Consider the following 6,000-nt stretch of genomic DNA (forward strand, 5'->3'; position numbering starts at 1 on the left):
TGACAGGGGGCCCCCCCCCGCGAAAGAAACGTCCGGCGGCCCGGACTCAGCTGCGGCGCAGGCTGCGGGCGGTGGTGAGGGTGGCGGCCGTGGCTGCCGTGGTGAGGGTGGCGAGGACGGCTGTGGCGAGGGTCGGCAGGCTCAGGTGCGGGCCGATGTGCGTGCCGGTGGCCTGGGAGAGGCCGGAGGCGACGGCTGCGAGTGGGGGCAGGGCGGCCAGGATGCCGAGCGCGGCGCCGACGGCGACCGTCAGGGCGGTCTCGCCGGCGGCCAGCGCGAGCAGTTGGCGGCGGGTGCCGCCGACGGTGGCGAGGACGGCGAGGTCGGACCGGCGGCCGTGCGCGGCGGCCGCCGCGGCGTTGGCGGCGGCGAGCGCCCCGTAGCCGCCGGCCACGGCGATGAGCAGCGCGGCGAGGGCGTCGGTCAGCCGGGCGTCGGTGGCGTAGTCGTCCAGCGCGTAGCGCATCGCGTCGTGGACGGCGGTGCCGGGGACGGCGGTGGCGGTCGCGCCGGCCGGGACGAAGATGTCGTCGCCGAGCGCCGCCGGGTCGTGCGCCCGCACTTCGGCGCGGGACATCACGAACGCGCCGCGCGCGGGATCGTCCGGCAGCACCTCGGCGATCCGCACCGGCACGGTCGCGCCGTCCGAGAACCGCACCTCGTACTGCTGCCCGGCGCGGACGCCGAGCTGTCCGGCCAGGGTGCGGCCGAGCACGGCCTGCCCGGGCCGGTCCCACGCGGGGTCGCGGGAGCCGAGGACGTCGACGACGACCGCCGCCCCGTCGGCGGCGCGGACGAACGCCCGCACCGGCAGCGCCGCCCTGCCGACGGGGTTGGCGGCCGCGGCCTCGTCGGTGGTGCCGGGGGTGCCGTCCTCGGTGACGATCCGCTGCCCGGCCAACTGCCGTGCCTGACCGGCCGGGTAGGCGGCCCGCATGGTCTCCGCGGTGCCGCTCAGCAGCACGGCGAACCCGACCGCGGCGATCACGGGCGCGGCGACGGCGGCGGACCGGCGGGCGGCGGAGGTCAGCTCCGCGCGCAGCAGCAGCGGCCAGGCGGGGCGCAGCCGCAGCAGCGGGCCGGTGACGGCGCGGGCGAGCGGGCCGATCAGCGCGGGGGCGAGCAGCGCGGCGGCGGTGATCAGGACGGCGGTCGTGGCGATCGCGGCGGCGACCCGGTCGTCGGCGCCGGCGACGGCGGTGGCCGCGGCGGCGAGCGCGCCGGCGGTGAGCGCGGCCAGTCCGCACGCCAGTCGGAGCCTGCCGGTGCGCCGCTCGGTGTCGCGGCCGTCCAGCAGGGCGTCCAGCGGCGTGACCCGGGCGGCGGACCGGCCGGACGCCCACGCGGCCGACGCGCCCACGGTGACGGCGACCGCGCAGGCGAGCAGCGGCGGCCCGGCCGTCCACCGGATCGTCAGGTCGGGCGGCGCGGAGCCCAGCCGCACCAGCAGCCGGCCGAGCGGCGGCGCGGCGAGCAGGCCCAGCGGCCCGCCGACGGCCGAGCCGAGCAGCGCGAGAGCGACGGCCTCGCCGAGCAGCATCCGCCGGATCCGGCCGGGGCCGGCCCCGATCAGCCGCAGCAGGCCGAGGTGGCGGCGGCGCAGCGCGGTGTGCAGGGTGAGCGTGGCGGCGACCACGAACGCGGTGGTGAACAGCGCCAACCCGGCGACGGCGCCCAGCAGTTGGTCGGCGAGGAAGCGCAGGTGCGCGAGCTGCCGGGGCTGGATCGCGGCCCGGCCGGCCCCGGTGACGACCTCGGCCCGCGCACCGACGACGGTGCGCGCGGCGGCCACCGGCCCGGGCGCGGCCACCAGCGCGATCGCCCCGACCCCGGGGGCCCGGGCGGCCGCCGTGCGGTCGTCGAACCAGTAGCCGGGGCCGTCGAGCGTCCCGGTGACGGTGAACTCGGCGCGTCCCGCCGTCAGGTTGACGGTGAGCCGGCTGCCGACGGGGACGCCGAGCGCCGCGCCGACGACCACCTCGTCCTCGGCGGCGGGCGCCCGCCCGGCGAGCAGCCGGTACGGGGCGAGGGCCGCCCCCGACCAGCCGTGCCCGGCCTCGGCCGCCCCCGCGTCGGCCACCGGCCGGCCGTCCCGGAACGCCTGCGCGTAGAACGCCCGATCGGCGACCGCCACCACCCCGGGCACCGCCCGCAGCGCCCCGAGCAGCTCGGCCGCCTCCGCCTCGCTCCACGGCACCCGGTCGCCCGGCGACCCGTCGGCCTCCGCCGCCCGCCCGGGCAGCACCAGCGCCCCGGCCCCCGCCAACCGCTCCTGCACCCCCGGCGCGGCCGACTCCCGGACGGTCAGCGCGGCCGTGATCAGCCCGACCCCGACCACCACGGCGACGAACGCCGCCAGGAACCCGCCCCACCGCGCCCGCAACTCCGCGAACACCAGCATCAGCCCTCCACCTCCAGCCGGGCCGTCCGGGCCGCCACCAGGGCCGTGTTCTCGGTGACGCGGGCGGGGTCGAGGGGGATGCGGTCGGTGAGGCGGCCGTCCTTGAGGAGGAGCACGGTGTCGGCGACGGCCGCGGCGGCGGGGTCGTGGGTGACCATCACGGTGGTCCGGCCGTGGTCGTCGACGAGGGCGCGCAGCAGTCGCAGGACGTGGCGGCCGGTGGCGGTGTCGAGGGCGCCGGTGGGTTCGTCGGCGAACAGGACGGCGGGGCGGGTGGCGAGGGCGCGGGCGAGCGCGACGCGCTGCTGCTGGCCGCCGGAGAGGCGGCCGGGGCGGTGGTCGGCGCGGTCGGTGAGGCCGACGGCTTCGAGCGCGGCGGCGATCTGCGCGGCGGGCAGCCGGCGGCCGGCGAACCGGGCGGGCAGCGCCACGTTCTGCGCGGCGGTGAGCGATTCGACCAGGTTGAAGGCCTGGAACACGAACCCGATCCGGTCGCGGCGCAGTGCGGTGCGGCGGCGCTCGTCGAGCGCGCCGAGGTCGTGGCCGTCGAGTTCGACCCGGCCGGAGGTGGGCCGGTCGAGTCCGGCGGCGCAGTGCAGCAGGGTGGACTTGCCGGAGCCGGAGGGGCCCATGACGGCGGTGAGGGTGCCGGGCGGGAAGTCGAGGGTGACGGAGTCGAGGGCGGTGACGGCGTGCTCGCCGGTGCCGTGCACCTTGGAGACCGCGTGCAGCCGCACCGGGGCGTCGGACTGATGGGTTGTCATGTCGCCCATCCCACCGGCCGGGCGGGCCCGGGAGCACTGGCCCGCACACCACCTCGAAGGTAGTGCGGGCACTACCGCGCACCACCCGAACGGGCGCTAGAGTCGCCCGGGTGCGTCCCCGAACAGCTTGGCAGGCGATGGCCCGGCGCCCGGTGGCCTTCCTCGTCTCGGGGTGGCCCTGGCGCTCGGTGGCGTACCTGCTGAGCGGGGTGCCGGTGGGCGCGGCCGCCGTCGCGGTGCTCGCGGCGGGGCTGGCGGCGGGCGTGCTGCTGCTGGTGGTGCTGGTCGGGGTGGCGCCGCTGCTCGGGGTGGTGCTGTCGGCGACGGCGGTGGCGAAGGTGGAGCGGCGCCGGCTGCGGCTGGTGGATCTCGATCCGGCGCCGGATCCGCACCGCCCGCCGGACGGCCCGGGTCTGCGCGCGTGGGCGGCGACCCGGCTGACCGAGCAGGCGACGTGGCGGGAGCTGGGTTTCGCACTGCTGTCGGCGGCCGCCCTGTGGTGGCTGGACCTGCTGGTGCTGGCGTTCTCCTTCGCGCTGCCCGCGCTGTGCTTCGCCTCGACGGACGGGGACACCTGGCCGTGGACGGTGTTCGGCGCGCTGGTGCTGCTCGCCTCGCCGTGGACGGTGACGTCCTGGGCGGGCGCCCGGGCGGCGCTGGTGCGGGTGCTGCTCGCGCCGCGCGACCAGGAACTGGGCGCGGCCCTGCGGGAGGTGCGGGCGTCCCGGTCGCGGCTGGTGGACGCCTTCGACGCGGAGCGGGTGCGGATCGAACGCGACCTGCACGACGGCGCCCAGCAGCACCTGATCTCGCTCGGCCTGACGCTGGGCCTGCTGGAGCTCGACCTGCCGGCCGGCTCGCCGCTGCGTCCCCAGCTCGCCCAGGCGCAGCAGCAACTCGCCTCGGCGCACCGGGAGTTGCGCGGCCTGATCCGCGGCCTCAACCCGCCGGTGCTGGCCGACCACGGCCTGGCGGCGGCGGTCCGCGAGCAGGCCAGCCGCTTCCCGCTGCCGGTCACGGTGGACCTCGACCTGCCGGCCCGGCTGCCCCGGCAGCTGGAGCTGCACCTCTACTACCTGCTGAGCGAGGCGCTGACCAACATCGCCCGGCACAGCGGCGCCCGCACCGCCGCCGTGCACGGCCGGCACCGCGCCGACCTGCTCGTCCTGGAGATCACGGACGACGGTCGCGGCGGCGCCGACCCGGCGCTCGGCAGCGGCCTGACCGGCCTGGCCGACCGGCTCGCCGCGGTGGACGGGCGCCTGCGAGTGTCCAGTCCGCCCGGCGGCCCGACCCTGCTCCACGTGGAGGTTCCGTGCCGCTTCGAGTGATCGTCGCCGAGGACGCCGCACTGCTGCGGGAGGGCCTGGTCGGCCTGCTGCAGCGGTTCGGGCACCGGGTGACGGCCTCCGTCGGGGACGCCGACGCGCTGCTCGCGGCGGCCCGCGCCGAGCTGCCCGAGCTGGTCGTCACCGACGTCCGGATGCCGCCGGCCAACGGCGACGACGGCCTGCGCGCGGCCGTCCAACTGCGGCGCGAGCACCCGGGGTTGCCGGTGGTGGTGCTCAGCCAGTACGTGGACCAGTCGTACGCGACGCGGCTGCTCGACTCCGACCGGGGCCGGGCCGTCGGCTACCTGTTGAAGGAGCGGGTCGGCGCGGTCGCGGACTTCATGTCCGCGCTGGAGCGGGTCGCGGCGGGCGGCACGGTGGTCGACCCGGAGGTGGTGCAGCAGTTGGTGCGGCTGCACCACGACCCGCTGGAGCGGCTGAGCGCCCGGGAGCGGGAGGTGCTCGGCCTGATGGCGCAGGGCCGCTCCAACGCCAACCTGGCCGCCGAGCTGTTCATCAGCGACGCCGCCGTGAACAAGCACATCGGCAACATCTTCGCCAAACTCGACCTTCCGGCCGACACCGACGGCCACCGCCGGGTGCTCGCCGTACTGCGCTACCTGGGGGCCTGACGGGCCGTCGGAGTGGGCCTGCTCGACCGTTGGGGCGAAAGATCGTACCGGCGCGGAGTGTTGGGGCGGCGGGCGGCGAGGGCCGCGGTGAACCTCGTGGGGTGTCGGCGCGGTGCCGGCAGCTCCCGTCCACCCCCTCCCTGGAGTTCTCCATGGCCTCAACCCTGGCCGGGCGACGCCTGCTTGCCCTGCGTGCCAGTGTCCTCGCCGGTTCCGTCGCGCTGCCGCTGGCCGCGTCCGCGGTGCCGGCCTCCGCCGCGCCCGGCGACAACGGCGACGTGAAGATCCACAGCACCGGCGTGCCGTTCACCGACGCCCGCGACGAGACGAAGGTGTGCAAGTTCTACCTGGACGCCTTCAACTTCGACACCGTGCCGCTGGTGTCCTGGGAGATCGACCAGCTGCAGCCGGCCGGCACCAAGACGCTGTCGGGGAGCGTCGTGGTGGCCTCCGGCACCGGACACACCACCAACCTCTCGCTGCCGACCGGCAGTTACAAGCTGACCTGGACCTACGCGGGGCAGACCGGCACGCCCCGGCAGAAGACCTTCACGGTGGACTGCGGCTCCACCGCCCCGACCACCGCCTCGACCACCCTGCCGCCCGTGCCGCCGGCCGGCCCCGAGGCCGGGCACCAGGGCCACCTGCCCAAGGGCGGGGTCGCGGCCGGCGCCGGCGGCGCCTCGCAGGGGCTGAACCCGGCGGAGATCGCCGTCGGCACCTCGCTGCTCGCCGGAGCCGGGTGGCTGGTGACCCGCCGGCTGCGCCGCTCCCGCCGTTGACCGCACCCCGGCGGACCCCCCGCCGCCGGTCTCGGACTGGTGGCGCTGGGTGTAGGCGTTGCCGACGGCGGCGGCCGCAGCGGCGGCGGT

At 77.6% G+C, this 6,000-nt stretch carries 5 protein-coding genes; 3 read left to right on the forward strand and 2 right to left on the reverse strand.

What is annotated here, in order from left to right; all coding sequences use genetic code 11:
• Positions 1-46 precede the first annotated feature (46 nt).
• Positions 47-2,401 (reverse strand): ABC transporter permease, encoded by a 2,355-nt coding sequence (locus ACWEMJ_RS27425; protein WP_452139809.1) that lies wholly within the window; start codon positions 2,399-2,401, stop codon positions 47-49.
• Positions 2,401-3,165 (reverse strand): ABC transporter ATP-binding protein, encoded by a 765-nt coding sequence (locus ACWEMJ_RS27430; RefSeq protein ID WP_452139810.1) that lies wholly within the window; start codon positions 3,163-3,165, stop codon positions 2,401-2,403. The genes ACWEMJ_RS27425 and ACWEMJ_RS27430 overlap by 1 nt, the downstream gene beginning before the upstream one ends.
• A gap of 110 nt (positions 3,166-3,275) precedes the next feature.
• Here ACWEMJ_RS27430 and ACWEMJ_RS27435 point away from each other — a divergent pair, with 110 nt between their 5' ends.
• From ACWEMJ_RS27435 to ACWEMJ_RS27445, 3 genes are all read left to right on the forward strand, one after another.
• Entirely contained in the window at positions 3,276-4,496 is a 1,221-nt protein-coding gene (locus ACWEMJ_RS27435; RefSeq protein ID WP_452139811.1) for a sensor histidine kinase, read from the forward strand.
• The gene (locus tag ACWEMJ_RS27440; RefSeq protein WP_452139812.1) at positions 4,481-5,128 is read left to right on the forward strand and encodes a response regulator; all 648 of its coding nucleotides are present in this window, start codon (positions 4,481-4,483) and stop codon (positions 5,126-5,128) included. The genes ACWEMJ_RS27435 and ACWEMJ_RS27440 overlap by 16 nt, the downstream gene beginning before the upstream one ends.
• A gap of 152 nt (positions 5,129-5,280) precedes the next feature.
• Positions 5,281-5,910, forward strand: a complete 630-nt coding sequence (locus ACWEMJ_RS27445; RefSeq protein ID WP_452139813.1) for a hypothetical protein — start codon at positions 5,281-5,283, stop codon at positions 5,908-5,910.
• Positions 5,911-6,000: the final 90 nt, after the last annotated feature.

This window comes from Kitasatospora sp. NPDC004531 (assembly GCF_053602195.1).

What these genes read in the sequence shown, in the direction of transcription:
- ACWEMJ_RS27430 (WP_452139810.1), bottom strand. Translation starts at nt 3,165, where the DNA reads ATGACAACCCATCAGTCCGACGCCCCGGTGCGGCTGCACGCGGTCTCC.
- ACWEMJ_RS27445 (WP_452139813.1), top strand. Translation starts at nt 5,281, where the DNA reads ATGGCCTCAACCCTGGCCGGGCGACGCCTGCTTGCCCTGCGTGCCAGT.
- ACWEMJ_RS27425 (WP_452139809.1), bottom strand. Translation starts at nt 2,401, where the DNA reads ATGCTGGTGTTCGCGGAGTTGCGGGCGCGGTGGGGCGGGTTCCTGGCG.